Source organism: Novosphingobium mangrovisedimenti (genome assembly GCF_025153475.1).
In the GTDB taxonomy this organism is placed as follows: domain Bacteria; phylum Pseudomonadota; class Alphaproteobacteria; order Sphingomonadales; family Sphingomonadaceae; genus Novosphingobium; species Novosphingobium mangrovi_A.
On sequence record NZ_JANZXA010000002.1, the window covers coordinates 144,652 to 171,088 of the forward strand.

Consider the following 26,437-nt stretch of genomic DNA (forward strand, 5'->3'; position numbering starts at 1 on the left):
CCTGCTCAATCGAGCGTGATGCGCCTGTAGCTTTCATCGTCGGGATGGCGGCGCCCCGGCTCGATCATGATGCCCAGCATGCCCTTCGACCAGTCGGCCGAATCCGGGTATTCGCGGAACCAGTCGGTCACGACGAGCCGATCCTTGATGCGCCATTCATCGTCGCGCTTCTCGAAGCGATCGACATAGCGGCCGGCCCCGATGACATCCTGCTTGCCGCCCTCGGCATTGTTTATGCGGTGAATGCCGTAGAAATAGGATTCCACGTCCGCGCTCTCGCCGTTGATCGCCATCAGCACGTTGCACACAAGGTGCATGGTCTGGTCCATGGTGCCCATCGCGGTGAAGGACCAGTCGATGAACTCTTCTGCATTGCCCCGGAAGCTGAGATGCTCGTCGGTGCAGTCAGGCCAGTAGGCGCTGCGCACCATGTCGGCATCGAGCCGGTCGACGCCCCGCGCATAGCGAGCGAGGCATTCGCGAATCGCCTCCCGGTCGGCCAGTTCGGCGGCGATCTTGCTGGTGCTTGTGGTCATGCCCTTGCGTCCTTTCCCCATATCGCGATCACGGCACCGGCAGTCTGAAAACCGCGCAGGCCCTGTCGTGGGCGTATGGTTTCTTCTCCGCCCGCTCCGTTGGTAATCGGGCATCCGCCCGCGGTGAAGCGATTGGTGGCGCCGTTGCCTGTCGGTGCAAGTTTGCGGAGCCCCGCGTTGCTCCAGCGGCAAGCTATCCGCCGAAAGAAACTGTCGGCACAAAGTAAGGATACGAACCGTTTGACATCCGGCTCAAGAGCGCCGCCATAATCGGTCAGCGCCACACCGTCTGCCATGGCTATCCTGCATAAAGGGGCGATCGGCCGGCGCGTTGCTGGACGTACCGTCGCGCCTGATTTCCATCGACCACAACTGCGATGCCTTGACCAGCCATCCGCTGATGAGCGCAGTTTCCGTGTCGATCACCCCGATCCGCCCCACCTGAAGTTTCGAGAGGCGTGTCGTGCACTCAGATAGAAAATTGAAAAGTCAGTAATATTACCAATTTTCCCCTCAGCCTCCAACGAATACCGACACCGTTCGAAGAGCCGAAAAACGCTGATTGAGAGTTCCCATTTTCGGCTCGTGCTGCCATAATCGCGCCATGGTTGGCATTGCCCAATGCGTTCACTGAGGTCGGCAGTCTTGCTCTCCCTTGTCTGCCGTGCGGTTTCCGCAACTCTCCGATCCCGACGCTTTCCCGCTTCCGCAGCGCCTGTGGCCACGCTGCTGGCATTGAACGCCTGCACCATGGCTCCCGACTATGTGCAGCCCCCTCTCCCCGTGCCGGAACGCTATTCCCCGAACGAAACCGAAGGACAAACGATCGCCGCGCTCGACTGGCGCGTCTTCTTTCATCACGAACATCTTCGCGACCTGATATCCAATGCCCTGGCCAACAATCGCGACATCCGGCTGGCGGCCGCGCGGGTTGCGGAAGCGAGAAGTGCGTGGCGAATCGAGGGATCCGCGCTCTACCCCCAGCTCGACGCGGTGGGCACGGGAACGCGCGGGCGGATACTGGCCACCGGCACGTCCATGTATGTCGACGCCAAGCAGGTGACGGCACAACTGAGCGCTAGCTGGGAAATCGACTTCTGGGGGCGGCTGCGCAACATGCGCGAGGCGGCCCGAGACCGGTACCTCGCCAGCGAGGAAGCCCGCCGCGCGGTGGCAACCGAAGTAGTCAGCCAGGTTGCGCTGGGATACCTGCTCGAACTCGAATACGCGGAACGCTCGGCGCTCGCGCGCCGGTCGATCACAACGCGCGAGGAGAGCCTGCGGATCATGCGCAGGCGCTTCGAGGTCGGCTCCGGATCGAAGCTGGACATGGCGCAGGCACAGGTCCTGCTGGCACAGGCCCAGACCACGCTCCAGTCGCTCGAGCGTGACCGGGCGATCAATCGCAACGCGCTCGCGCTGCTGGTCGGCAAGCAAGTTGAACTCGCCCGAGAGCCCCATGGCCTGACCGAGGAATTGCCCGATTTCTCGCTCCCGCCGGGCCTGCCTTCCGATCTCCTCGTCCACCGCCCCGATATCATGGCCGCCGAATACCAGTTGCGCGCAGCCAATGCCGACATCGGCGCGGCCCGGGCCGCCTTCTTTCCCAACATCAGCCTGACCGGCGCCTACGGCACGTCAAGCACGGAGCTCGACGGCCTGTTCCGCGACGGCTCCAGGATCTGGAGCTTCACTCCCACGGTAGCGCTGCCGATCTTCAACGCGGGGCGGCTGAAGGGCAATCTCGACGTCGCCAAGGCGCGCCAGGAACAGGCGGTCGCCACCTACGAGAAGACGATCCAGTCCGCCTTCCGCGACGTGTCCGACGCACTCGTGCAGCACACCCAGTTGAAGAAGCAGATCGCGACGACACGCAGCCTGCTCGAGGCGCAACGCGAGCGCGCACGGCTGGCACGGCTGCGCTTCGACAACGGCCGCTCGGCCTACCTCGAAGTCCTCGATGCTCAACGGGACCTGTTCGATGCCGAACAGACACTGGTGCAACTCCAGCGTGCCGAACTTTCGAGCCTGGTGGCGCTCTATTCCGCGCTCGGAGGCGGCTTTCCGGCCAGCCGACCGTTTGAAACCACCGCGACACCAAGCAACGGGGGCAGCGACAAATGAACCGAACCTGGGTGGTGCGAGGGCTGATTGCCGCAGCGGTGCTTGCCGGCGGCTTTCTGCTCTGGACCGTGCTCAAGCCCTCCGGCCTTCCCACGGGAATCGTCGGCAGCAACGGACGGTTGGAGGCGATCGAAGTCGATGTCGCATCGAAGTCGCCAGGCCGCATCGACGAAATTCTCGTCGATCAGGGCGACACGGTCAAAGCGGGCCAGATCGTCGCCAGGATGGATGTCGACGTGCTCAACGCGCAAAAGGCCGAAGTGGAAGCACAGCTAGCCGAAGCACAGAACGCAGTGGTGGTTGCCCAAGGCCAGGTAGCCCAGCGCGAGGCCGAAAAGGCCGCTTCCGAAGCCGTCGTGCGCCAGCGCCTCGCCGAGCTCAACGCATCTCGCAAGCGCCTCGGCCGATCTGAAACGCTGGCCAGCGAAGGCGCCACATCGGTGCAGGAACGCGATGACTACGCGGCCCAGACGGAAGGCGCCTCGGCCGCGGCCGAGGCCGCCCGCGCCCAAGTCGCTTCGGCCCGGGTCGCCATCACCAACGCCCGCAACCAGGTCATCGGTGCCCAGTCGCGCGTGGCTGCGGTGCGCGCCACGCTGCAGCGCATCGAGGCCGACATCAACGATGCCGCGCTGCGTTCTCCACGCGATGGCCGCGTGCAGTATCGCATTGCCCAGCCCGGAGAGGTCGTCAGCGCCGGCGGACGCGTGGTCAGCCTGATCGACCTTACCGATGTGACGATGAGTTTCTTCCTCCCCGCCGGCGAAGCCGGGAAATTGCGGATGGGCAGCGAGGCCCGCATCGTCCTCGACGCCCTTCCCGACTATCCGATCCCTGCCAGCATCAGCTTTGTCGCGGATGTGGCGCAGTTCACGCCCAAGACGGTCGAAACGCAAAGCGAGCGCGAGAAGATGATGTTCCGCGTGAAGGCACGGATTGCCCCGGAACTCCTGCGCCGCCGGCTCGACCTCGTGAAGACCGGCCTGCCGGGGATGGCCTATGTCCGGCTCGATCCGTCGGTTGAATGGCCGCAGTGGCTGCAGGTCAAGCCGTTTCCATCCGGGCAAGCACAGACCGCGCCGTGAGCCATGACGCGCCGAGCCGCGATCCGGTTGCACGCCTCGAAGGCGTAAGGGTCAGGTACGCCAAGACAGAGGCCCTGCGCGGTATCGATCTGGAAATCCCGGCAGGCAGCATGGTCGGCCTGATCGGGCCGGACGGCGTCGGAAAATCGACATTGCTCTCGCTCATGTCCGGCGCGCGCGCCCTGCAGGAAGGCGAAGTCCACGTCCTGGGCGGCGACATGCGCGAACGCAGCCACCGGCTGAATGTCTGCCCGCGCATCGCCTACATGCCGCAAGGCCTCGGCAAGAACCTCTCCCCGACGCTTTCCGTCGAGGAGAACCTCCAGTTCTTCGCCCGGCTGTTCGGCCACGATGCCGACGAACGTCGCCGGCGCATCGACCGGCTGACCTGCGCCACCGGGCTCGATCCGTTCCTGACGCGCCCTGCCGGCAAGCTGTCCGGCGGCATGAAGCAGAAGCTCGGGCTGTGCTGCGCCCTGATCCACGATCCCGACCTGCTCATCCTCGACGAGCCAACGACCGGCGTGGACCCTCTCGCACGGGCGCAGTTCTGGGATCTCATTTCCGATATCCGCGAGACGCAGAAAGCCATGAGCGTCGTCGTCGCCACGGCCTACATGGACGAGGCACAGGGTTTCGACTGGTTGGTAGCCATGGACGATGGCCGCATCCTCGACACCGGCACGCCGCAGGAAATCCTCGATCGCACCGGCACGCACGCGCTCGAAGAGGCGTTCATCGCGCTCTTGCCGGAGGAGAAGACGCAAGGGTACGAGCCGGTGACCATCCCACCGCTGCAGGCGGACGGTACAGACATCGCCATCGAGGCCCGCGACCTCACCATGCGTTTCGGCGACTTCACCGCCGTCGACCACGTCAGTTTCAGCATCCATCGCGGCGAGATCTTCGGCTTCCTGGGCTCGAACGGCTGCGGCAAGTCGACGACTATGAAGATGCTCACCGGCCTGCTTTCGGCGAGCGAGGGCGAAGCCTGGCTCTTCGGCAACGAGGTCGATTCGCACGACATCTCGACCCGTCGGCGGGTCGGCTACATGAGCCAGGCCTTTTCGCTCTACGGCGAACTGACCGTGCGACAGAACCTCGATCTGCACGCCAGGCTGTTCCACGTTCCCGCCGATGCGATAGCCGCCCGCGTGGCCGAAATGGTCGAGCAGTTCGAACTTGGCCCCGTGCTGGACGCTTTGCCGGCAAGCGTGCCGCTGGGCATTCGCCAAAGGCTGAGCCTGGCCGTCGCGATGGTCCACAAGCCCGAACTGCTCATCCTCGACGAACCGACGTCGGGCGTCGACCCGGTAGCGCGCGACGGGTTCTGGCGATTGCTGGTCGAACTGTCCCGCCGCGACAAGGTCACGATCTTCATCTCGACCCATTTCATGAACGAGGCGCTACGCTGCGACCGCATGTCAATGATGCATGCCGGCAAGGTGCTCGACAGCGACACCCCTGCCCGGCTCATCGAAAAGCGTGGTGCCGACAATCTCGAGGACGCCTTCATCGGATACCTGCTGGAGGCAGAGGGCGAGGAACCGGAGAAACATGACACTGCAGCCGATCTCGCCGCGGCGCCATCCGAGCCCGCTGCTGCGGCAACCCGGAGCCCCTTCAGCCTGCAGCGCTGCCTGACCTACGCCTGGCGCGAGACGCTCGAACTTCAGCGCGATCCGGTGCGCGCCACGCTTGCGCTTGCCGGTTCGCTGATTCTCATGATCGTGATCGGCTTCGGCATCACGATGGACGTCAACGAACTGAGCTATGCCGTGCTCGACAGGGACCACAGCGCGCTGAGCGAGAACTATGCGCTCGACATAGCGGGCTCGGGCTATTTCGTCGAGAAAGCGCCGATAAGGGACTACGACGATCTCGACCGGCGCATGGTCGATGGCGAACTGGCCCTGGCCATCGAAATCCCGCCCGGCTTCGGCCGTGACCTGACCGCGGGGCACGAGGTGACGATAGGTGCATGGTTCGATGGCGCGAACCCGCAACGTGCCGAAACCGTCAAGGGCTATATCCAGGGAATGCACCAGCACTGGCTGGCGGAGCAGGCACGCCAGCGCACCGGGGCAACGCTCGGCAGCTTCTCGATCGAGAACCGGTATCGCTATAATCCCGACGTACAGAGCCTTCCGGCCATGGTGCCGATCGTCATACCGCTGCTGCTGCTAATGCTTCCCGCCATGCTCACCGCGCTCGCGGTGGTACGCGAGAAGGAGATCGGCTCGATCATCAATCTCTACGTGACACCCGTCACGCGCAGCGAGTTCATGCTGGGCAAGCAGGCGCCCTACGTCGCGCTGGCACTCGTCAACTTCCTGCTGATGGTGCTCATGTCGATCTTCATCTTCGATGTTCCCGTCAAGGGCAGCTTCCCGGCCTTGTTTCTGGCCGCCTTCATCTACAGCGTCTCGGCCACCGGAATGGGCCTGCTTGCCTCCGCGGTTACCCGCAGCCAGATCGCCGCGCTGTTCCTGGCGATGATAGGAACGATGATCCCGGCAACGATCTTCGGCGGCATGTTCGATCCGGTGTCCTCGATGGAAGGCATGGGGCGCATCATCGGCGAGATCTATCCGGCCAGCCACATGTTCACGATCAGCCGAGGCATCTTCGCCAAGGCGCTCGGGCTGTCCGACCTCCGGTCTTCGTTCCTGCCCCTAGCGCTTTCGGCTCCGACAATCGTCGGCATCGCCATCTTGCTGCTGAAGAAGCAGGAGGCCTGATATGCGCCGCACACTCGAAAACATCTATCGGCTTGGCGTGAAGGAGTTGTGGAGCCTGCGGCGTGATCCGATCATGCTGGGTCTGATCATCTTCGCCTTCACGTTCTCGGTATATACCTCGGCGAACGCGTTGCCCGAAACCCTGCAGAACGCGTCGATCGCCATTGTCGACGAGGATGAATCCCCGCTCTCGCAACGGATCATATCGGCATTCTACCCGCCGCAGTTCTTAACGCCGAAAATGATAGCGCCCGCCGAGGTCGATCCCGGCATGGATGCCGGCAAATTCACCTTCGTCCTGCATATCCCCTACGGCTTTCAGCGCGACGTGCTCGCAGGACATTCGGCGGAAATCCAGCTCAGCACCGACGCCACGCGCATGGGGCAGGCATTCACGGGAAGCAGCTATATCCAGCAGATCGTCAGCGCCGAGGTAAGCGAACATCTCAATCGCTACCGGTCCGGCGACCCGCCACGGGTGGATATCGCCTTGCGCGCACGCTTCAATCCCTCGCTCGACAAGTCCTGGTTCGGCGCGCTGGCACGGATCATCGACCAGATCACCATGCTTTCCATCATCCTGACAGGCGCGGCGCTGATCCGCGAGCGCGAACACGGGACCGTCGAGCATCTGCTGGTCATGCCGGTGACGCCCCTGGAGATCATGCTGTCCAAGGTCTGGTCGATGGCCTTCGTCGTGCTGCTTGCCTCAATGCTTTCGCTCCTCCTGATCGTACAGGGTCTGATGCAGGTGCCGGTGGCGGGTTCGCTGCCGCTCTTTTTCACGGGGGCCGCCCTGGTCCTGTTCGCCACCACCTCGCTGGGCATTTTCCTTGCAACCCTCGCGCGGACCATGCCCCAGTTCGGCATGCTGATCGTGCTGGTCCTCATGCCTTTGCAGATGCTGTCCGGCGGCAATTCGCCAAGGGAATCGATGCCGCAACTCGTCCAGGACGTGATGCTCCTTGCGCCAACCACGCACTTTGTCGAGATGGGTCAGGCCATCCTGTTTCGGGGCGCGGGCTTTGGCGTGGTCTGGCCGCAATTCCTCGCCGTGACAGTGATCGGGGCAGTATTCTTCGCGATCGCGCTGGCCCGGTTCCGCTCGACGATCAGCGCGATGACATAGGAACGGCTTCCGGACTGCGAACGCACGACTTCGGCTTGCCATTTGACGCGCGCGTACCCAGCAGGCAGGAAAACAGCCAGAGCGATCATTGCGTGGCGAACCTGTCCTATGTCGTCGGCCGGCGCGTGCGCTCGCTTCCCCAGCGACTGGCAGACCTGCAGCATGCCCATCACGGCCTGGCCCACCTATCCCCACGAAGCCGGTGACCTGTCCTCGCCTGCCGGTCGAACGCGGCTGAATGCGTAAATGCCGATGAACATGACCACACACAGCAGGACCACCGCGGCGCTCGTTGCAAGGGCATACTCCTCCCGCCATTGATCCAGACGCGGCAGCAGCAGCGCGGCGAAGGCCAGCAGGCCAAGGCCCAGATTGATAAGGCCGATCACCAGCGTCATCGCGTTCGTCATTCCGGCGACACGTTTCCGGGCCGACCGCAGGAGGTGCACCGTGAACGCGCCGTTGGCCGTGCCGACCAGCATCATGCCGCTCCCGAAAGCAGTGCATACGATCGGCACGTAGCGCCAGTCTCCCATGACCTTGCCCGCCACCCCAAGGCCAAGCGCTATCGCCATCGTGTCGAAGGACAAGGCGAAGAGCGCCCCGGTCAGGACGATCAGTGAATGACGCTCGGCGGGGCGAACCCACGCGCTGCGCCATCCCTGAATCCCCAGCGTCTCCGGCACGCCTCGCCGGCAGGCCAGAGCAAGATTGATGCCGCCGAGCACGGTAAGCATCGTCGCCGAAATGGCGACACCCACGGTTTCGAGCCAGGCCGGCGGCATATCCGTCTGGTCCAGATGGAAACAGGCCAGCAAGGCGACGGCGGCAACCACCAGAACATGCCCCAGCGAAAACGAGAAACCGGCAAGGCGGGCCGACCACGGCCGTTCCAGCGCGTCGCGGCGCGCGACCGCGTCCACCACGGACAAGTGGTCCGCATCCAGCCCGTGCCTTGCACCCAGAAGGAAGGCCGTAAAGCTCAGGGCCGGAAGCGTGAGAAGTCCAAGGTCGATCACAGCTGGTATCGCGCCGGCAAGCACACTTGCCCGGCACCCCGGCGCTGCGCAAAATCGCCCCGGGGAAGCCATACTTCCGGGCCAGGGGCACGAACGGCCGATACCCGTGACTGGTGCCTTCGTCGCTGCATGCAGGCGGACCTTGTATGCTCTCTCTCTCTCGAACAAATTCATACAATCCGCCGGCTGTAAAGCCATGGGCCATTCGACGTAAGCATGAGTTGCCGATTGCCCACCGACACCGACGACACGATGGGATGCCATTCGTGAATATCCCGGTCGCGGTCGGCGCCGAGAACCGCTAAGGTGATTCCCATCTTCTGCAGAGGAACAATGGATGCGTGGTTTTTTCGTGGGGTTGGCGGTTGGTGCCGGGGCGGCGCTTGCAGGCCCGTCGTATTGGCGATCGCTCCGTCCCGCAGCGAAAAGGGCCATGCGCGCCGGTATCGAAGGCTACATCGTCGCCCAGCGCGCCGTGGCCCAGATGACCGAAGAGGTCGAAGACCTGATCGCCGAGGTCTCGCACGAAATGGCGGAAGCGGCGGCCGAAGCCGCGCAGACCGGTGAAGATGTCATTCGCGCCGAAGGCGGCGCGAGCGGCGACGGACAATGACCGCACCGATCAAGGCGGAACTGCGCCATCGCATGTCCGGGCGGATCCGGGTTGCGCTGGAGCACCCCTTGCCTTCGCGGGACGCGCTTGAGACTCTGGCCGGGACGTTGTCCGCGGCCAGGAACGTGGAAGAGGTCGAGATCAGGCCCCGCAGCGGCAGCCTCATCGTCCGCCATCGCGGCGCCTACGAGGATGTGTCGAGGGCACTGGCCCGGGCCGGTCTTCATATCGAGGTCAAGGAACATCCCGCCGGGCCGGCCGATCCGATCGAGCAGACGCTGTCTCGCCTGTCCACGGCGGACGCAGTCCTCCAGCGCGTCACGAACGGGCGGATAGACATCTGGAGCGCCGGTTTTTCCGCGCTCGTCGGTGCCGGCCTCATCCAGCTCGCGCGCGGACAGGTCGCAGGTCCGGCACTGACACTGTTCGGCCAGGCCGCGACGCTCGTGATGGCCCGTCCGCTCCGACGCTTCCTCGGCTGACGATCCGCCGGCTTTCCGCGAACAGGAAATAGGCGCCCGCAAGCGTCCCCGACAGCGCCAGATGCCCGCCAGTGGGCAAGGCTATTCCCAGCAGGCTGCGCAGGGACGGGAACACGAAAGGCGCGGCCAGCAGGCCACCGGCAACGGCCAGCGTTCCTTCGAGCCGGTGTTCGGATTCGATCAGCGCTTCTCCGGCGTTGGCCGAACGGTCCCGCAGCACCCAGGCTTGCGCGAACTGCGCCAGCGCGAGCGTCAGGAAAGTCGTGCCGCGCACCGTGGGCCCCGGCCCGCTCCGCATCTGCCCGATGAAGTGCGCGGCCAGAGCTGCCACTGCGATGCCACTGCCATCCTTCACCATCGTCCCGATCTCGTCCCCAGTAAACAGCGGCGCCTCGGCGGCACGCGCCGGCCGGGTCATCACGTCTCCGCGCGGCTCTGCAAGGGCCAGGCCCAGCCCCGGCAGGATATCGGTGACCAGATTGAGCCAGAACAGCTCCATCGGGGTTTCCAGCTCGCCTTGACCGTGCAGCGATTCTCCGAGCATGACGAGCACTTCGGACAAGTTGGTCGACAGGAAATAGCGGATTGCCGTCCTGATGTTGTCATCGGTGGCCCGGCCCCGGGCGATGGCCCGTGCAAGCGCCCGCAGATCGTCATCGGCAATCACGATGTCCGCCACTTCCCGCGCGACATCGGTCCCGCCGACTCCCATGGCCACGCCGACGGAGGCCGCACGTAGCGCCGGCCCGTCGTTGATGCCGTCGCCGATCATCGCCACGCGTTTCCCGACCGCCTGAAGCCCCTTCACGATGCGAAGCTTGTCGCCGGGGCTGACCCTGGCGAACACCGATGTCTTCAGCGCCAGTTCGCCCACCTCGCGATCGTCGAGCCCGACGAAACGACTGGTTTCCACCACGGGGATGATGCCGGTGCGCGACAGGGCAAGCGTTTCGGCGACAGCCAGCGCGGTAACCGGCTGGTCTCCGGTCAGCATGATCGTGCGAATGCCGGCCCTGTGGAATGTCTCGATCGCCTCGCGCGCTTCGGCGCGGATGGGATCGGCAAGGGCGACGAGCCCCAGCCAGACGAGGTCGTCCGGTGCGGGCGTTCCCAGATCACCATCGCGCCGGGCCACGCCCAGGATGCGCAGCCCCTTGGCCGCAAGCTCCTCGTTGGCCTGCAAAATCTGCCCGCGCCGCTCCGTCGAGAGCGGAACGGCAATCCCATCGGACAGCTCGTGCGTGGCCAGCGCCAGAAGCTCGTCGGGCGCCCCCTTCATCGCGACGAGCAGGTCCTCGCCGTCGTTGTGCTCGGTCGCCATCCAGCGCTGCTTTTCATTGCGGCTGCGGACGGTCAGGATCGGGGAGCGCACCTGCAATTCCTCGGGGTCCACGCCGACCAGCCGAGCGAAATGCAGCAGTGCCATTTCCGTTGCGGACCCCGTGCTGTCCGCTAGGCTCGCTTCGTTGCAAAGCGACACCACCTTCGCCAGCGGCCGCAGCATTTCGATGTCCGCGCGGGGCCACTCGTTGCCGGGCGAGAGGTCGAGTATCCGGCCGTCGACATGCGCGCCGACGACACGCATCCGGTTTTCCGTAAGCGTACCGGTCTTGTCGAGGCAGATGGTATCAATCGTGCCCAGCGCCTCGATGGCGGGAAGCGCGCGCACGTAGGTCTGTTCCTTCTCCATCGCCCTCGCGCCCAGCGCGAGAGTGGAGGTCGCCACGGCGGGCAGCCCTTCGGGGATAGCGGCGACGGCCAGGGCGATGGCGCTCTTGGTGATCCCCAACAAGGGTTCGCCGCGCATCAGCCCGATGGTGAAGACAAGCCCGGATGCGCCCAGGCACCCCAGTGAAAGACGCTTGCCGAGCCAGGCGAGCTGGTCCTCGATTTCCGGTCTTGGAGGGCGGGCCAGACCGATCATGGCGCGCGTGCGGGCCATCTCGGTCTCGCTGCCCGTACCGATCACGAGGGCACGGCCATTGCCGCCGGTAACGATCGTTCCGCCGTGCAGGATGTTAGATCGTTCGGCAACGGAAGCAGGCGGCCGGTCCAGCGGCTCGGCCCACTTCTGCGCCGGCAGGCTCTCGCCGGTCAGCCCCGATTCATCGGCCGACAGGTCATGCGCTTCCAGCAAGCGCGCATCGGCCGGCACGAAGTCACCCGGCGCGAGGACAATGACGTCGCCGGGCACGATCTCGCGCGCCGGCACGGTCACGCACACCCCGTCGCGCATGACGCTGCCGTCGCGTTCGACGGGACGCGAGAGGCGCCGAATCAGGCTCTCGGTGGCACTTTCGGAAGAAAAGCCAATGACCGCGTTCGCCACCACGACCCCCAGCGTGACGGCGGCATCGATCACCCCGCCCGTCGCGACCGACAGGATGGCCGAACCGAAAAGCAACGCGACCGGAAAGGTGGTGAACTGTTCGATCGCCATTTCGGCCGGCGAGCGCCCGGCAGGAGCGGGCGTGGCATTGTATCCGTGAACCGAAAGCCGGCGCTTTGCCTCGTCGCTTTCCAGCCCTTCCGGAGCGCTGCCAAACTCGCGCAGGATCCCGACCGTGTCCATGACCGCCATCTGGTCCAGTTCGCGCCGCGGGCTGCCGTCTGGCGCACGAAGCGTGGACACGTCGGCCCCGGGTTTACCCGGCGCCACTTTCGCCTGGTTTTCGACATGACCGTGAAGTTCGCGGGCCGACAGCGACACGGGGTGCCGGACGAGCATGCTGCCCGACAGCGGATTCGCCGACACGACCATGCTGCCAAGCCGCGACAGCATGTCGTGGATAGCGTCGAGCGATGCGGCCTTGGGCCAGGGGTCGAGCCTGAGCCGCGTGCGTCCCGGAACATGATGATGGACGACGACAGTCATCGATTCTCGGTAATGAGTCAGGCAGTTGACCAAGAGATATGCCTTGCTCAGGCTACACTTGAAAGACGCGATCTCGCCCAAAGCGCTACAAATCGCTCACGCAGCACCGGCATTGTCGGAACACCGATGGGGCGGCAGCCGGATAGGGAGGGAACGGGCGTCAGTTCTTGCAGGATCAGGAAGGGCCATCCCGCATGGGCCCGAGTATCCGCCCTTTCATGTGATGGAGGCCGAACCATACGGTCACGACGACCACCGGCACCATGAGCGCGGTGACGGCATGAACGTCCATACCCGGCACAAGGCTTTCGATGCCCTCCAGCACTTTGGCGAGAAGGCCCAGCGCATAATAGCTCACCGCCACCACCGACAGCCCCTCTACCAATTGCTGCAGGCGCAGCTGGCGCGAGGCGCTTCGCTCCATCGAGGCGAGCAGGCGGCCGTTCTGGTTCTCGATCCGGGTCTCGATGCGCGTACGAAAGAGCGACACGAACTGCGCCGTGCGCTGGGCCAGCTGGTCGGCGCGGCGGCGATGGGCCGCGCAGGTCCGTATCGCCGGCAGGAAACGGCGCTGCGTGAAGTCGGCGAGCGAGAGAAAGCCGGGACAGGGCCGGATGTGCAGGTCCGCCAGCCGCTCCTCGACGATCGTGGCATAGGCCTCGGTCGCGCTCATCCGGTAATCCGAGGCGGTTGCCTGCGAGACCAGTTCCATCGACAGGCGCGAGACTTCCTCAAGCAGTTCGTCATCGGTCACTTCGGGGCGGACGACGGCCTGGTTCATCGCGCCGAGCGCGGCCTCGACATGATCGAGCACCTTCCACCCATCGCGCGCGACGGGCAGGCCGAGCAGGGCCAGGTTGCGATAGTTGCCAAGCTCCTGCAGCCGTTGCAGCGTGCGCGTGAGATCGCCGCTCGACATGCCGTTCGCCGCGACCAGCATGACGCCGAAACCATCTGCCCGCAGGCGGAAATCGGACCAGATCCGCGCCGCGGCATCACCCTGCCCGCCCGAATTGATGTAGCAGGACACCAGTTCCTCTTCCGCGAACCCCATGTCCGGCAGAAGCCCGGCTGCTTCCGTCTCGTCGGCGACCAGCAGCAGGCGGGTCGCGCGGATGACCTTGCCGGGCAATGCGCAGGCCCATTCGAGCGCCGTTTGCAGCCCTGCATCGCCCCGAGGCCCGAACAGGACCGAAACATCGCCGTTGTCCATGAACAGCGAGGTCGTGCTCGCTTCGCTGTGGCGTTCCCAGGTGAAGGCCAGCCCTGGCGCGAAACATCCTTCAAGGTGGCGGGGATTGTCACCGCTCTCCAGTTGCGCGCCTTGCGGAAGCGCCGCCATGGCAGCACGCTCCGCCTCGCGTTCCCCGGGCGCGAGCACGCGCACGAACTGGATGATCGCAGCGGGCGCATGCACCAGAGGCCAGCGGCGCAAATGCATCTCGCCGACGACCGTGCGGCGCTGCTCATGCTCATTCAGCATCCGACGTTCCCCTCACGGTGCCGAACGACCGTGCAGCAGATCCCTTGCTCATAAAGGGCCCTGCAACAACATGCCAGAAAGTATGAGGGAAAGACTGCGGTCCGCGGTCCTGCATGGACCAAAGTGCAATAGCAGCGGCAAACACCGCCGTGCGATGGTCCCGGCGATAATCGATCCTGGGAGACGATCACATGCGTTTTCATCTTGCCGCAAGCCTGGCGGCACTGGCGCTCGCCGGCTGTTCGGGCGGCAACGACACCACACCCGAGCCGTCCGCCCCCGCCACCGAGACTGCGACCGAAGCCGCTCCTGACGCCATGGAGAGCGAGCCCGCCGCGCCGGAGACACAAGCTCCCGCAGCGGAAAACACGCCGGAACCGACGCCGACCCCAACGCCAACCCCCAAGCCTTCCGCCACGCCGACCGCAAAGGCCGAACCCGCAGCCGCCGCGGCTCCCGCGCCCGAGCCGGTCAAGGTCGCCGCGGCGGGTCCACCGCCCGCCTTCGCGCGTTGCGCGGTGTGCCACAGCGCCGAAAAGGGTGCCCCCGACAAGATCGGCCCGAACCTCTTCGGCGTCTATGGCCACAAGGCCGCACAGGGCAGCTACAACTTCTCCGATGCACTTAAGAATGCCGGGCTGACGCTCGACGAGGAAACGCTCGACAAATGGATCGAGAACCCCCGCGCACTGGTACCCGGCAATCGCATGAGCTTCCCCGGCCTGAAGAACGAGGAGAAGCGCAAGGCCATCATCGAGTACCTCAAGCAGCAACAATAGTCCTTGAGGCCATCACCGAGCTACCCGTCGGCTGCCGCACGGCCGACGGGTCTTTTTCTGCCCGCCACGGCCCGGAACTCACGGCGCTGCAATGACCTCGGGGTCGGCACGGATGAGCGTGCGTCCCGCCTCGTGCCAGCCCTCGATGCCCTCGGCCAGCCAGAGGACGTGCGGCACGCCCTCGCGCGCGAGGCGCCGCGCGGCATTCCAGCCCATCCAGCAATCGGCACGGCAGAACAGTACCACCGGCATGTCCGGACGCGCCTCGCGCGCGGCCGCGATCGCCTTGCGCAGGCCCTGCCAGAGCACCGGATCGGGCGGCGAGCGGCCGATCTCGGGATGCCACCGGGCGCCGGGAATGGTCCAGTGTTCGCTGCTGATGCGCCAGGCACCGCTCCCCGGGTCCCGCACACCGCTTTCTACCGGCAGGACATCGATGAACAGCGCATCTCGCCCGGGATCGAGTTGCAGGGCATCGGCCAGGGCAATCCGCGCCGCCGGGGCCGGTGGCCGCGTAACGGGCGCACGGAAGCGGGTCGCGCGATAGCCCTCGATGTCGAATTCGCTCGCCTGTACCTGCGCCCTCGCCGCGACAGGTGCGGGCAGCATTCCTCCCGCATCCGCTACCCCGCCGGCAAGCGCGAACACAAGCCCGAGGAAGCCTGCCGCCTGCCTGCCCATCACCATGCCCTTCTCCATCATCGTACCTAGGTACAATATGAGCGCACCACGCGGGCATCTACATTGTTCCTTGGTATGATGCGCCCGACGATCTTCCTGGCTGCCATCGCAGCCCTGCCTGCCAGCGCGTCAGCGCAGGCGCTGCCCGCCGATCCGCTGGACTCGCCGATGTGGCAGTATCACGCGGAGCGCCTCTTCGCCGGCATGCCCGTGAGCTTCGACGAGCGCGTGAAGATCGAGATGCCGATCATCGCCGAAAACCAGCATGCCTTTCCCGTCGCCATCGATGCCCGCGCCCTTCCCGGCGCGAGGCGCATCGTCCTGTTCGCCGACCTCAATCCCATCCCGGTCGCGCTCGACTATCGCCCGCTTGCCGCCGAGCCTTTCATCGCCACCCGCATCAAGCTCGACCAGGCAACCCCGGTGCGCGCCGCCGTACAGCTGGAGGACGGCTCCTGGCACCTCGCGGGCAAGTGGATAGACGCATCGGGAGGCGGATGCTCGGCCCCGCCGGTAAGCCGCGTCAGGGGCGACTGGGCCGAACATCTGGGTGAAATACGCGGGAGCGGCTGGCACGAAGGAAGCGAGACGCGCCTGCGCATCAGCTTCCGCCACCCCATGGATACCGGGCTGGTCGAGAATATCCCGGCCTACAACATCGACAACGTTACCGTGAGCCGCGCCGACGGCACGCCCCTCGCCCGCATGCACGTCTTCGGCTCGGTGGCGGAGGACCCGGCCTTCACGGTCATCGTGGACGATCCCGCCAGGACCGCGTTCTCCGTCAGCGCGCGCGATACCGGCGGGCTCGAATTCTCGGGCTCGCTCGCCCCGGCAACGCGCCCGGTCATGGCGTCTCTCCACCCATGATGCTGACGCGCCGCGCCATGTTGGGGGCCGCGCTGGCGCTGCCCGTCGCCGCTCGTGCCGAGCAGTTCGCGGGGCGCTACGAGCCGCGCGCGGAACCGATCGCGGACGGTCTGTGGATGGTGCGCGGCGCCGATGCGCCGATAGAATTCGGCAATGGCGGGGCGATCGCCAACAGCGCGCTGATCGCAACCGAAGCCGGCACGGTCCTGTTCGATCCCGGCGTATCGCTCACCCATGGCCAGGCGCTCGCGGCGCTGGCCCTGCAGGTTACGGGCATTCCGGTCGCCCGGGTCTATGTCAGCCACCTGCATCCCGATCACGCCTTCGGCGCGGCGGCCTTCGATCCCTGGATCGTCCACGCCCTGCCCGCGACCCGCAAGGAACTGGAGCGCGACGGCGAAGGCCTTTCCGACGCGATGTACGACCTGCTGGCCGACTGGATGAAGGGCACGAACCTCGTGCTGCCACTGGGAGACGTTGCCGCGGGCGATGCCACCTTCGGCGGCCGCGACTTCCGGATGTTCGCGCTGTCCGGCCACAGCGGCGGCGACCTTGCCCTGCTCGACCGGCGCACCGGCACGCTGATTGCGGGAGACCTCGTCTTTCACGACCGCGCGCCCTCGACGCCGCATGCCGACCTGCCTTCGTGGCGCGCCGCGCTCGACGTGCTTGAAGCGACACCGCACAAGCTGCTGCTGCCCGGACATGGTCCGCTCGATACCGACCACACCGCCATCACCCAGACGCGCGACTGGCTCGACTGGATCGACGCCACCCTGCGCAAGGCCGTCGCCGGGGGCCTGTCCATGGCGGAAGCGGGCGACATTGCCATTCCCGGACGCTTCGCCCGGCTCAAGGCGGCCCGCTATGAATGGCAGCGCAGCGTGTCGCATTTCTACCCTGGGCTGGAAGAAGAGCTGCTGCCCCGCCTTCAGGAAATCCGGCCCTAGAAGCGCGCGCGCAACGACACGGTGAACCGACGCGGCACGCCCGGAGCATAGGCGCGCGGGTTCCCGGCGTCGGGCGCTTCCACGAGGTGGACGTCATCGATCTCCGCGAAAGTGCCGGCAGTAGCGTAGCGCTTGTCGAAAACGTTGCGCAATTCGCCGGAAAGCTCGATTCCCGGCGCCAGAGGTACGCGGCCGAGAACGTCGAACACCGCATAGCCGGGCACGGCAGCATTGTCGTTCCCCTCGTCCCCCAGCAGCACCTGCGGGGAACGCACGCGCATCGCCACGCCCAGTTCCCAGCGGTCCGACGAGCGACCGGCGAAAACGTCCAGCGCATGGCGGGGCACGCCGGGCAGCCGGTCTCCGCGCGCGACCTGCACCAGGCCATTCCCGTCGGCCTGTGGGTTGGCGGGGCTGGAAATCACGAAAGCTCGCCGAAAACGGGCGTCGGTGAAGGCATAGTGGACAGACACGCGCCACGGATCGCTGCGCCAGTCGAGCGAGGCTTCCACGCCCTGCCGGCGACTGCGCCCCAGATTGGCGAAGTAGGCCCGTCCCCGGACCTGCGAGGCGACCATGCGGATGTCATTGCGCGTATCACTGCGCCATGCCGACAGCCGCCATGCGATCCCGCCGCTCTCGCCCTGCATTCCGGCGTGCCAGTTCTGCGCCGTTACCGCCTTGAGCGGCGGGTCCGCGACAAAGAAGTTGGCAAGCGTGCAAGGCGCCTCGGGATCGGCGCAGGAAAGCTCGGCCGGGGTCGGGATGCGGCTGGTCAATGCGAAGCCCGCGGTAGCCTGCACGTCCCTGCCAAGGGCATAGTCGAACTCCAGTGAAGGGTTGATCTTGCTGAAGCCGTGCGTCCCGTCGAGCGCCACGCCAAGTTGGTCGTCGAGCCGCACACGATTGCGCGCCCAGCGCCCCCCTGCCTCGACGGACAGCGCTTTTGTAACCGGCAGTTCGGCGCTGGCGAACACGGCGAGATCGGACATCCGGCTGACGACATCGATCGGCGTGATGCCGCCGTCTTGCGAAGTCAGGACAACGCCGAGGCCTTCGACCGCGCGGCCCCCTCCGAGTTCGCCCAGTTCGCTGGTCGCGCGAAAACGGGTACGCGCCCGTTCCCATGCGACACCCAGCGCCAGCCGGCGCAGCCCCTTGTCGGTCCGGGTCTCGTCGAGCCATTGCAGCGTGGCGCCGCCGCTGCGCGTCCTCTCCGCGCCGCGGTTGAACACGGCATAGTCGTCAATGGCCGGATCGGCAGCGACCCGCCGTCCCGATGCCAGCAATGCCTCATCGAAACCGGCATCGTCCTCGCCGAGGCACAGGAAGCCGGGATCGGCATCACAAGGACCGAAATCGGCCAGATCGCCATTGGCGCTGCGACGCGTGAGGCGTTGGTAATGGGCCCGCAACTCGATCCGCCCGGTCGCGCCGATGTCGACATGGGGCGCGACGATGAACCGGGCAAAGCGCGCACGCGTCGTATCGGGCCGCGTGAACACGGCGTCGTAGTCGGCCGCCAGCAGGTCCACCGGAGCGACACCATTGCCGGTGAGCCGGGTATCGGCAAGGATGGTCGAGAGGTCGACTCCCCATCCCTCCCGGGCATAGAGGCCCTTGGCGAAGAGGCGATAGAGCCGTGACGGGCTCGCCTCCCGCCAGCCCTTGTCGTCGCGCACTTCCGCCACGACGAGGGCATTGGCCCCTTCATCGCCCAGCCCCAGCGAGACCGAACCGCCCGTGCTGCCCACCGTGTCTACATCGGCCTCTCCCCGCAGCCCGGAAAGCGACAAACCGTCGCGGGTCTGCAGCAACAGCGATCCGGCCAGCGCGTTGCGGCCATGGACAGGGCTTGCCTCCATCAGTTGCGCACGCGCCAGCGCAGTCTCGGGCACGAGGTCCAGCAGAACGGTATCCCCGAAGGGCTGATTGAACCGCACGCCATCGAGATAGACCGCCAGCCCCTGCTCGGCGCCCTGCAGCGCGGAGGCCGAAAAGCCCCGCCAGCCGATCGCCGCCTGCCAGGAATTGCCTGTCGTTTCCGCGAGCGTCAGGCCCGGCACCTCGCGTTCGAGCGCGCGCGCCAGATCGGGGCGCGCCGCCGCATCGAGCGCGCGGGCGTCGAGCACGCGCGCCTCGTCCACGTCGATCGCGCCCCCGGGCGCAAGAACCAGGATTTCCGGGCCATCGTCGGCCAGCACGGCATTGGCGGAAACGAGCGCGGCGACGCAGACAGCAAGCTGCGCCGCGCGTCTCACAACATTCTGCGCAGAATATCGTCCTTGAGCACGAAGTGATGGCGCAGCGCCGCCGCCACGTGGAGTACGACCAGCGCCAGCATCACGAAGCCCAGCACCTCGTGCGCCTCGTGCGCGGGACCTGCGAAGGGACCATCCTTGCTGATCGGCAGCTTGGGCCAATCGAACAGGCCGAAGAAGCTCAGCGGATACTTGCCCGCCGAGGAGAAGACCCATCCCGTCAGCGGCAGGGCCAGCAGCAGGACGTAGAGCAGCATATGCGTGCCCCATGCCACCGCCCGTTCGAGCGGCGTAACCGAACCCGGCAAAGGCGGTTTCTTCCAGATCATGCGCAGGGCGATACGCACCAGCGTGAGCACCAGCACCGACAGCCCGATCGACTTGTGCAAGGGGATCAGCTGGACGACTTTCTCCAGCGGATCGTGCAACAGCCCCAGCGCAATGTTGAGAATGGCGAGTATGGCAATGAGCCAGTGAAGCAAACGGGCACTGCTGTGGTATTTCTCGACCGTCATCCGACATCCCCTCCAATGGGGCCGTCATCACAGCCCCCAGCGTAACCCGGCCCAGAGCGTGCGCGGCACCCCCAGGTCGATCGAGCCACCAGAATTACGGGTTATGATGTTCTCGTCAAACAGGTTTTCACCGCGCAGGACGATCGAGGCACCGCGTCCCAGCGGCACCTCGACGAAGGCATCGAGCGTGGTCGCGGCGGGCAGAACGTCGGTCTGGAGATCGTCCTCGTACTGCTTGCCCACATGGCGCAGTGTCGCGGCCAGCCGCCAGCCTTCGACAGGAACCACGGCAAGCGTCGCGCTGGCCGAGAATTTCGGCGTCTGGGCCGGACGCATCCCGTCGAGATCGGCAGAGTCCCCCTTCCCGCGCACTTCGGTATCGCTCCAGGCCAGCGAGGCATCGAAACGCAACGGACCGCGTGCGGCCTGCATGCCGATCTCGACGCCCTTCGCATCGATCGCCGGAAGGTTGCGCCGCTGCCGCAGATTGGTGCCGATCGTGACATTGGCGATAGCGTTCCGGATGCGGTTGTCGAATGCCGTGACCGACAGTTTCACGCCTTCGAGCAGCATGACGTCGATACCGGCCTCGTAGCCTTCGAGTTTCTCGCTCCGCAGATCGGCATTGGCCTCGGTCACGACCGGAAAGACGGTAAACGGCCGGTAGAGTTCGTTGAGCGTCGGCAGGCGAATGCCGCTATAGGCCGCCGCACGCAGCGCGATCCCGTTGCCGGCCCTGAACAGCGCGCCGGCACGATAGGTCACCGTCCAGTCGGAACGGGTCGGGTAGCGGGTCTCGCTGTCAAGCGAGCCATCCGGATTTCGGGAAGCATAGTAGCCGCCGGAAATACGCGTGCGGTCCGCCCGCAAGCCTCCGGTCAGCACGATGGGGCCAAGCGTCCAGTCATCCTCGATGAAGAGGCCAAGATCGGTATTGCGGCCGCCGGCGCGGCGGCGTGCGGTAATCTGGCCGGAAAAGGCGCTGATCGCATTTTCCATCATCGTGCCCGAGGTACGCCGCCAGTCGGCGCCGACACGGAACGTATGCGCCTTACCGATCGGCGGGCGCAGCTCGAACTTGCCGCCGATCCCGGTCGCGGGCGTATCGTACTGGTCGAGCACCGGCACGAAGCGAGTGGAACTGACCACGATATTGGTGAAGTTGCGCGCCTGGACATAAGCCAGCGCATCGAATGACCACTTGCCCCGGCCAACGAGGCGCAGGCTCGCATCCTGCCCCTCCGTGGAACTGTCCGCGCCTTCGAAGCGCAAGGTGCGATGGTCCTCGAACACAAGGCCCCGCGCCTGCAGTTCGATGGTATCGGTCAGGGGGGCGACCCCGCGCAGACCGGCCGACCATGAATTGAACCGGGCACGCGCCGTCGCCGGTACGCGCTTGTCCTCCGGCGTGGTCCAGAAACCCTTGCCGCGATCCCAGCGGCCGCTCGCGACCAGAAAGCCGCTGCCGAGTTGCGGCGCGATGCTGGCACTCGCCTCGCTCTCCCCCCGCTGGTTGGCAAGCAGGCTTGCATCGACGAGGTCGAACTGGTCGGGGCGCGCGCTTTCCAGCTCGATGGTCCCCGAAAGCGCGCCGGCGCCGAACGGCCCCGAGCCGCCGCCACGCGTGACCCGGACCGTGCCCAGCCGTTCCGGTGCGAGCGCCGGCAGCGGAATGTAGCCAAAGAAGGGATCCGCCATCGGCACCCCGTCCAGCAGGACCAGCGCCCGGCTCGACGCGTTGCCCCCCATTGCCCGCAGCGTCACGCCCTGTGCCGAGGGGTTGGACGAGCGACTGTCCGAACGCCGGAACTGCTGGAAGCCCGCCACCGAGGACAGCACATCCTCGATCCTGCCCGACGGAGCCGAGACGATGGCCTCGCGCGGGATTTCGCGGGTGGAATAGGCGAGCGTGCCCGGCGTTTCCTCCAGCCCTGCACCAGTCACGAGAATCTCGGCGCCGAGCGCGGCAGTGCCAAGGATGCCGGATGCGGGAAGGTTTGCGCTGCTCCCGCCCTCCCCGTCGTCTGCGCGGGCGGCAACGGGCATGAGCAGTGCCAGCGCCAGAGAGCCGGCAACGGCCCCGGAGGCCATCGGCCTCGTCCTGAAGATCATATCGACCATATCTGCGACCTATGGTGTTAGTGGGATGTCCCGGGGCCTGCCCCCTGGGCGGTATGCCGCAGGGGGCAGGCAACCTCAGAAGAAGAGGATGCCGCCGAGTGCCATGGCATCGCTCTGGGCCTCGTTGCCGCTATGAGCCTCAGCCTTCGAATGGACGTATTCGCCGATCAGCGTGACCCAGCTGGTCAGGTTGTAGCGAAGCTGGCCGACATAGCTGGAATTGGTCTTGAGCAGATCGGGCACGGCGATCGCGTCGGCCGCATTGGCGTAGTGCAACGAGCTTTCGCCATAGCTGCCGCCCACCGCGATCTTTCCGAACGTGGCCAGCGCCTGGACGTAGAAGCCGTCGCTCTTGCGCGGATTGCCGAAGTCGTCGGTATCGAGCAAGCCGAGCACGGTCGTTCCCAGCCCCTTGGCGGTATAGTAGTAACCGGTCACGGCGATCGGGCCAGCGGTTACCTTGCCGCCGAAATCGATCCCCCTGCCGGTGTAGCTGCCGCCTGTGACCATGTCGTGCTTCTGACTTACGCCCGACACCCACAGACGGGCTCCGATCCCGCCGATCTTGCCATCGTAGGTCAGCTTGCCCTGGAAACCGGGGCTGGCGTTGGTCTGCGCCGGGCCGGTCAGCGAGTCCAGTGGCTGGAACACGCCCACCGAGCCCTGGAAGCCGGACAGGTTCGGGCTGGAATACGTGATCTGCGGCTGGAAGTCGGTGTAGATGTAGCCGACGCCGATGCGTCCCAGCGTGGTGTTGGCCGGTGCGACGTTGTTCCCCGGCGTGCCCGATGACAGCAGGGTTATATCGTTGAGAATGGCTTCCGAGCCGAACAGGCCGATATCGCGCCCGATCTTGATCGTGCCGAGCCTGGGCTTGCCGAAAGTCATGTATGTCTGGCGGGCATCGATGCCGGCGGTGGCAAGCGCGGTCGGTTGCCCGCCGTTGTTGGCGCCTAGCGTGCCCCACGCGGCCGAGTTGATGCCGGGATAGAGGCCGAAGAAGGCTCCGATGTCCCACCCTTCCTGCTGGGTCGAAACCGCAACCGTCAGATAACCGGGTAGCAAGCCGTTGCGTACGGCGCTGGAATTCTTGGTGCCCACGCTGGCGATACCGCCGATAACGCTGGTCGTGGCGCTTGGCGTGTCGGGATTGTCGTGGACATAGAAGCCATTGACCGAGCCCGAGAACTTGATCGTCGCGGGTCCCACCTCAAGGCCGATGCCGCTGTCGGTCATCTTGACCAGCCGGCTCGTATCCAGCGATTTCCCGGCCTGAGCCACCGGCGCCGCCGGAGCGGCGCTTGCCTCGGTCTGCTCCTCGGCGAGAAGCTCTGCGTATTCGTCATCGCTCAGGATGCCTTTTTCATGAAGGCGCTTGAGCAGCGTTTCGCCGGTGCCGGCATAGGCGGGTGCGCTCGCCAGGGCGAGAGCACCCAGCGCGGCGGAACCGCGCAGCATGATCCTGGAGATCATCATCCATCCCCCTCTCTAGGTGTTTGTCGTCTATTCCTGCGACTGGGATGGAAGGTGCGCCCGGACCGGCGCATTAGATATTGGACTTTGGTTCTCGTCCTTTGGAACGAGACGGCCGCCTATCGCCCCAGGACCACGCCCCAGGGGCTCTCGCCCGCCGGAATCGTCGAAGTGACCGCCAGCTTGTCGAGATCGACCACCGAGAGGTCGTTGCTGGTTCCGTTGGCGACCAGCGCCCGTTTGCCGTCGGGCAGGATGGCAAGATGCCACGGCCGCTCGCCGACCCTGACATAACCCCGCACCGCGCCGCTGGCGACATCGACCACGGCAACATGTCCGGCGCGGCCCAGCGCGACGACGGCAGTGCGTCCGTCGGGCGTGAAACGAATGCCGCAGGGCATGACCTTGTAGGCCGGCACGCCGGGCGGGGCGAACGTGATGGTCCTGGCGATGCCGCGCGTGGCAACGTCCGCGACCTGCACCACGCCGGCCATTTCCGCCGCGACCCAAGCCTGCGCGCCATCCGGCGTGAACTCGATATGGCGAGGACGCGTCTGCGTTTCCATTTCCTCGACGACCTGCCGGGTGGCGAGGTCGATCCAGGCAACCACCGAATCTTCCTCGCTGGTGACCAGCAACCACTTGCCATCCGGGCTTTCGGCTATGCCTTCGGGCTCCTCGCCCACCGGGACCTGCCAGGCGACCTTGCCCGCGGCCAGATCGACGGCCGTCACGGCGGCATCGTTCTCGTTGGCAATGAACAGCAGCTTGCCGTCGTTGGAGGGGAAGAACTGTTCGGGATCATCGCCCGAGGGCAGCACCCGCACCAGCGCGCCCGTCTGTGGATCGCGCATTTCCACCGCATTGTCGGCGCTGGCACAGATCAGCAGGTACTTGCCGTCGCGGGTCAGGGTGATCCCGCGCGGGCGGTGGCCGACGGGCCAGTCCGCCACGGCCTTCCCGCTCGCCAAGTCTACCACCGTCACGGTCGAGGACCGTTCGTTGCTGACATAGGCCCGCGTCATGGCTTCCTGCGCGCCGGCCCTGTCGGCAAGCACGAGCGGCGTAAGCGCGGCGCAAGCGCCCAGCGCGATCCTGAACAGGCATCTCTCCATAATGCGCCCATTCTAACACCACGCCGACCGGGCGACATTGCACCATGGTCTGGTACCATAGTCCAATTGGGGAACGGCAATCCTCTCGGTTACCCAAAGTGCAGATCGGGGACGTTCGCAAGGCGTACCCCGAAGTCGCAGAGGATGACTGACCATGAAAATGACCATCGGCCGAACGGCCATGATCGGCGCTTGCGCCATCGCTTCGCTGAGCATCGCCGGCAACCTCTACGCCCATGGCAACGTCACGCCGCAGGCGGTCGACACCTCGGCGCTGCCCGACATCGAAGGCGGCAACGACAACTGGATCGAGCACAACCCCTACAGCGGCAACCCCAAGGCCATCGAGATCGGCGAGTCCGCCTATGGCCAGAACTGCGCGCGCTGCCATGGCCTGCAGGCCATCTCGGGCGGCATCGCGCCGGACCTGCGCTATCTCGAACTGGGCGATAGCGGCGACGAGTGGTTCATCGAACGCTACCACCACGGCTCCAGCCACGACGGCAAGGTCTACATGCCGCCGATGGGCGACGTGCTCGGGCAGAAAGCCGGCTGGGCGATCCGTGCCTGGCTGGAAACCCAGCACACCGAGGACTGACCCGGTGGAAACCGGTCGCAGGTCGTTCCTCACCGGGCTGGCGGGCGCCATCGGCGCGCTCGCCCTGCCCGCCGCAATGCGTTCGACGCCCGTCATGGCCGCCCCGCTCGAGAAAGTGCGCGAGCTGGGCGTGCTGCGTGTCGGCCTCTACACCAACAACCGCCCGTGGTCCTGGGAACAGGCCGGCAAGCCCGCCGGGATCGACGTCGACCTGGCCAAGGCACTCGCCGACCATCTCGGCGTACGCGCGGACATCGCCCTGTTCCTCGCCGACGAGGAGATTTCCGACGACCTGCGCAACGTCGTCTGGCGCGGCGGCCTGCTCGGCTTCCAGCCCTGCGACGTCATGCTGCACGTTCCCTTCGACCGCCAGCTCATGGCGCAGGAGGACAACGTCGTCTTCCTCGCTCCCTACTACCGCGAGACGTTCGGCGCGGCCTGCGCCCCCGGAATCGCGGATTGCGAAGTCCCGCCAGTCCAGTTCCACGGCAGGCGGCTGACGGCCGAACTCGATTCCATTCCCGACTTCTACCTGCTCGGGACCTTTGGCGGCATTCTGGCCAGGGACCTGACCCATGTCCCCACCGGCTACGAGGCCGTCGCCGCCCTGGCCGAGGACAAGGCCGACGTGGCGATCGCCAGCCGCGCGCAGATCGAAGCAGCCATGGCCGATCACCCCGACGCCGGGATCCGCCGCCGCAACAGCCCGCTGCCGGCGATGCTCTCACCCGGCTGGGACATCGGCATAGCCGTCAAGGAAAACAGCCGCACGCTCGGCTTCGCGCTTGAAGAGGAAATCTCGGCAATGGCCGGCGATGGCCGGATGAAGGCGATCTTCGCTAGGCACGGAGTCGAATGGCGTCCCGCACTCGCGGCCCAGCCCACGGCTTCGTGAACAGGGGGACGGGGACGCCGCCTGCGACCGGCGTCCCCCGAACCACCGCCACCCGGATCATGGCCCCGAACGCACCGGGAAACGCCCGTCCA

General features: G+C 66.0%; 22 protein-coding genes. 11 read left to right on the forward strand and 11 right to left on the reverse strand.

Annotated features, from left to right (window positions below):
- Positions 1-5: 5 nt before the first annotated feature.
- Both NZK81_RS04205 and NZK81_RS04210 read right to left on the reverse strand, forming a co-directional pair.
- Entirely contained in the window at positions 6-536 is a 531-nt protein-coding gene (locus NZK81_RS04205; protein ID WP_260044196.1) for a nuclear transport factor 2 family protein, read from the reverse strand.
- The gene (locus tag NZK81_RS04210; protein ID WP_260044198.1) at positions 533-832 is read right to left on the reverse strand and encodes a hypothetical protein; all 300 of its coding nucleotides are present in this window, start codon (positions 830-832) and stop codon (positions 533-535) included. The genes NZK81_RS04205 and NZK81_RS04210 overlap by 4 nt, the downstream gene beginning before the upstream one ends.
- Positions 833-1,253: 421 nt before the next feature.
- On the opposite strand from NZK81_RS04210, the gene NZK81_RS04215 reads away from it, so the two are divergent.
- Genes NZK81_RS04215 through NZK81_RS04230 form a run of 4 tightly spaced genes read left to right on the forward strand, consistent with a single transcriptional unit; the run spans position 1,254 to position 7,615 of the window.
- Complete coding sequence (locus NZK81_RS04215; protein ID WP_260044200.1) at positions 1,254-2,660, forward strand: efflux transporter outer membrane subunit; 1,407 nt, start codon at positions 1,254-1,256, stop codon at positions 2,658-2,660.
- On the forward strand, positions 2,657-3,745 hold the full coding sequence (locus NZK81_RS04220) for an HlyD family secretion protein (protein WP_260044202.1): 1,089 nt from the start codon (positions 2,657-2,659) through the stop codon (positions 3,743-3,745). The genes NZK81_RS04215 and NZK81_RS04220 overlap by 4 nt, the downstream gene beginning before the upstream one ends.
- On the forward strand, positions 3,742-6,486 hold the full coding sequence (gene rbbA / locus NZK81_RS04225) for a ribosome-associated ATPase/putative transporter RbbA (protein ID WP_260044204.1): 2,745 nt from the start codon (positions 3,742-3,744) through the stop codon (positions 6,484-6,486). The genes NZK81_RS04220 and rbbA overlap by 4 nt, the downstream gene beginning before the upstream one ends.
- Before the next feature lies 1 nt (position 6,487).
- Positions 6,488-7,615: an ABC transporter permease gene (locus NZK81_RS04230; protein WP_260044206.1), complete on the forward strand. Its 1,128-nt coding sequence runs from the start codon at positions 6,488-6,490 to the stop codon at positions 7,613-7,615.
- Positions 7,616-7,800: 185 nt separating this feature from the next.
- Here NZK81_RS04230 and NZK81_RS04235 read toward each other — a convergent pair whose 3' ends face one another.
- Complete coding sequence (locus NZK81_RS04235; protein WP_260044208.1) at positions 7,801-8,634, reverse strand: HoxN/HupN/NixA family nickel/cobalt transporter; 834 nt, start codon at positions 8,632-8,634, stop codon at positions 7,801-7,803.
- 433 nt (positions 8,635-9,067) lie between these two features.
- Here NZK81_RS04235 and NZK81_RS04240 point away from each other — a divergent pair, with 433 nt between their 5' ends.
- On the forward strand, positions 9,068-9,247 hold the full coding sequence (locus NZK81_RS04240) for a hypothetical protein (RefSeq protein ID WP_419181649.1): 180 nt from the start codon (positions 9,068-9,070) through the stop codon (positions 9,245-9,247).
- Positions 9,244-9,729 carry a hypothetical protein gene (locus NZK81_RS04245; RefSeq protein WP_260044212.1) on the forward strand — a complete coding sequence of 162 codons (486 nt, stop codon included), beginning with the start codon at positions 9,244-9,246 and terminating at the stop codon, positions 9,727-9,729. Before NZK81_RS04240 ends, NZK81_RS04245 begins: the two co-directional genes overlap by 4 nt.
- Here NZK81_RS04245 and NZK81_RS04250 read toward each other — a convergent pair.
- Together NZK81_RS04250 and NZK81_RS04255 are read right to left on the reverse strand one after the other, a co-directional pair.
- The gene (locus NZK81_RS04250; RefSeq protein WP_260044214.1) at positions 9,626-12,604 is read right to left on the reverse strand and encodes a cation-translocating P-type ATPase; all 2,979 of its coding nucleotides are present in this window, start codon (positions 12,602-12,604) and stop codon (positions 9,626-9,628) included. The genes NZK81_RS04245 and NZK81_RS04250 overlap by 104 nt on opposite strands.
- 175 nt (positions 12,605-12,779) lie before the next feature.
- Positions 12,780-14,087 carry a DUF3422 domain-containing protein gene (locus NZK81_RS04255; protein WP_260044216.1) on the reverse strand — a complete coding sequence of 436 codons (1,308 nt, stop codon included), beginning with the start codon at positions 14,085-14,087 and terminating at the stop codon, positions 12,780-12,782.
- A 191-nt stretch (positions 14,088-14,278) separates the two neighbouring features.
- On the opposite strand from NZK81_RS04255, the gene NZK81_RS04260 reads away from it, so the two are divergent.
- Positions 14,279-14,866: a c-type cytochrome gene (locus NZK81_RS04260; RefSeq protein ID WP_260044217.1), complete on the forward strand. Its 588-nt coding sequence runs from the start codon at positions 14,279-14,281 to the stop codon at positions 14,864-14,866.
- Between the two features lie 78 nt (positions 14,867-14,944).
- Here NZK81_RS04260 and NZK81_RS04265 read toward each other — a convergent pair whose 3' ends face one another.
- Entirely contained in the window at positions 14,945-15,553 is a 609-nt protein-coding gene (locus NZK81_RS04265; protein WP_260044218.1) for a rhodanese-like domain-containing protein, read from the reverse strand.
- Between the two features lie 69 nt (positions 15,554-15,622).
- Here NZK81_RS04265 and NZK81_RS04270 point away from each other — a divergent pair, with 69 nt between their 5' ends.
- Both NZK81_RS04270 and NZK81_RS04275 read left to right on the forward strand, forming a co-directional pair.
- Complete coding sequence (locus NZK81_RS04270; RefSeq protein WP_260044698.1) at positions 15,623-16,417, forward strand: quinoprotein dehydrogenase-associated SoxYZ-like carrier; 795 nt, start codon at positions 15,623-15,625, stop codon at positions 16,415-16,417.
- A complete protein-coding gene (locus tag NZK81_RS04275; RefSeq protein ID WP_260044220.1) occupies positions 16,414-17,367 on the forward strand; it encodes a quinoprotein relay system zinc metallohydrolase 1 in 954 nt (317 codons plus the stop codon). The genes NZK81_RS04270 and NZK81_RS04275 overlap by 4 nt, the downstream gene beginning before the upstream one ends.
- On the opposite strand, the gene NZK81_RS04280 is transcribed toward NZK81_RS04275, so the two are convergent.
- The 5 genes from NZK81_RS04280 to NZK81_RS04300 form a co-directional block, all read right to left on the reverse strand.
- Positions 17,364-19,628, reverse strand: coding sequence for a TonB-dependent receptor (locus NZK81_RS04280; protein ID WP_260044222.1), 2,265 nt, complete (start codon positions 19,626-19,628; stop codon positions 17,364-17,366). The two genes, NZK81_RS04275 and NZK81_RS04280, sit on opposite strands and share 4 nt — an antisense overlap.
- Complete coding sequence (locus NZK81_RS04285; protein ID WP_260044224.1) at positions 19,625-20,143, reverse strand: cytochrome b; 519 nt, start codon at positions 20,141-20,143, stop codon at positions 19,625-19,627. The genes NZK81_RS04280 and NZK81_RS04285 overlap by 4 nt, the downstream gene beginning before the upstream one ends.
- 27 nt (positions 20,144-20,170) lie before the next feature.
- The gene (locus tag NZK81_RS04290; RefSeq protein WP_260044226.1) at positions 20,171-22,234 is read right to left on the reverse strand and encodes a TonB-dependent receptor; all 2,064 of its coding nucleotides are present in this window, start codon (positions 22,232-22,234) and stop codon (positions 20,171-20,173) included.
- A 105-nt stretch (positions 22,235-22,339) separates the two neighbouring features.
- Positions 22,340-23,737 (reverse strand): porin, encoded by a 1,398-nt coding sequence (locus tag NZK81_RS04295; protein WP_260044700.1) that lies wholly within the window; start codon positions 23,735-23,737, stop codon positions 22,340-22,342.
- 119 nt (positions 23,738-23,856) lie between these two features.
- A complete protein-coding gene (locus NZK81_RS04300) occupies positions 23,857-24,852 on the reverse strand; it encodes a PQQ-dependent catabolism-associated beta-propeller protein (RefSeq protein ID WP_419181650.1) in 996 nt (331 codons plus the stop codon).
- A gap of 160 nt (positions 24,853-25,012) precedes the next feature.
- On the opposite strand from NZK81_RS04300, the gene pedF reads away from it, so the two are divergent.
- Together pedF and NZK81_RS04310 are read left to right on the forward strand one after the other, a co-directional pair.
- Positions 25,013-25,450 (forward strand): cytochrome c-550 PedF, encoded by a 438-nt coding sequence (gene pedF / locus NZK81_RS04305; RefSeq protein ID WP_419181655.1) that lies wholly within the window; start codon positions 25,013-25,015, stop codon positions 25,448-25,450.
- 76 nt (positions 25,451-25,526) lie between these two features.
- Positions 25,527-26,345, forward strand: coding sequence for a substrate-binding periplasmic protein (locus NZK81_RS04310; protein WP_260044704.1), 819 nt, complete (start codon positions 25,527-25,529; stop codon positions 26,343-26,345).
- Positions 26,346-26,437 lie beyond the last annotated feature (92 nt).